The sequence below is a fragment of the Amycolatopsis thailandensis genome, from assembly GCF_042723255.1.
GTDB lineage: Bacteria > Actinomycetota > Actinomycetes > Mycobacteriales > Pseudonocardiaceae > Amycolatopsis > Amycolatopsis thailandensis.
This window is the reverse complement of record NZ_JBHXJK010000273.1, coordinates 1-1,415: the sequence shown is the minus strand read 5'-3', so window position 1 is coordinate 1,415 and position 1,415 is coordinate 1. Positions and strand designations below refer to the sequence as shown.

At 67.9% G+C, this 1,415-nt stretch carries 1 protein-coding gene; it reads left to right on the top strand.

Annotated elements, in window-relative coordinates; translation table 11 throughout:
- Positions 1 to 114 precede the first annotated feature (114 nt).
- Positions 115 to 1,341 carry an IS30 family transposase gene (locus ACFWMR_RS42625; protein WP_449224355.1) on the top strand — a complete coding sequence of 409 codons (1,227 nt, stop codon included), beginning with the start codon at positions 115 to 117 and terminating at the stop codon, positions 1,339 to 1,341.
- The last annotated feature ends 74 nt before the right edge of the window (positions 1,342 to 1,415 follow it).

Sequence of the window (1,415 nt, the reverse complement as noted above, 5' to 3'; positions counted from 1 at the left end):
GAAGTACATGAAGGCCCCCTTCCTCTTGGGTTCTAGTGGTGGTTGCAACACCTGACTTGTTCGGGGGTTGTGTTGTTTGAGATCCGTGGGGACAGGTCGCCTCAGGGGCCAAGGATGTTGTGTGCCGAGCGCCGGGCTTATCTTGATCTTGTGGCGCAAGGGATGGGCACTGCGGAGGCGTGCCGGAGGGTCGGGATCAACCGCCGCACCGGGCACCGGTGGCGGCAGGGGCGTGTGAGTCAGGCGGGGCGGACGGCGAGTGGGTCGTCCGCCCCGCCGTCGCGTCCGGCCGTGCACGAGTCTCCGTCGGCGGGCCGCCCGCCTGCTGACGGGGCACGGGTTCCGGCCACCCGGTTTCTGTCCCAGGACGAGCGGTTGCTGATCGCTGACCTGGTGCGGGCCGGGGACGGTCCCCGGGAGATCGGCCGCCGGATCGGGCGTCCTGCCTCGACGGTCAGCCGGGAACTGGGCCGCAACGCCGACCCCGACACGGGTGAGTACCTTCCCCACACCGCGCAGGCCCGTGCCATGGCCCGCCGGCCCCGGCCCAAACCGGGCAAGATCGCGACCAACCCCGAGCTGCGGGACCGGATCCAAGCCATGCTGGACGACCGGTGCAGCCCGGAACAGGCCAGCAATCGGCTGCGCCGTGATCACCCCGACCGGCCGGAGCTGCACGTGGTCCACGAAACGATCTATCAAGCACTGTATGTCCAAGGCCGCGGTGAGCTGCGCCGCGAACTCAAGGCCGCGTTACGCACCGGCCGCACCCGCCGCAAACCCCGCGGCACCGGCGAACAACGCCAGCCCCGGTTCACCACGCCGATGGTGATGATCAGCGAACGCCCGGCCGAAGCGGCCGACCGCGCCGTCCCAGGTCACTGGGAAGGCGACCTCATCATCGGTGAGAACGGGGCATCCGCGATCGGCACCCTCGTCGAACGCTCCACCCGCTACGTCATGCTCGTGTACCTCGGCCAGTCCCGCACCGCCGAACACGTCCGCGACGCACTCATCACCACCATCAGAACCCTGCCCGAACACCTGCGCCGCTCCCTGACCTGGGACCAAGGCGCGGAAATGGCACGACACCACGAATTCAGCATCGCCACCGCCATGCCCGTCTACTTCTGCGACCCCCACACACCCTGGCAACGCGGCTCCAACGAGAACACCAACGGCCTGCTCCGCGAATACTTCCCCAAAAGCACCGACCTCAGCATCCACACCCCCGACGACCTCGCCGCCGTCGCCGCCCAACTCAACCGCCGCCCACGCAAAACGCTCGGCTGGGACACCCCAGCCGAGCGCTTGACTAAACTCCTGACCGAAACCAGCTAACCACCCGTGTTGCAACCACCCCCGGAATCCGCCCCTTGCGATAGGCGCAAGGAAGGGGGCCTTCATGTACTTCA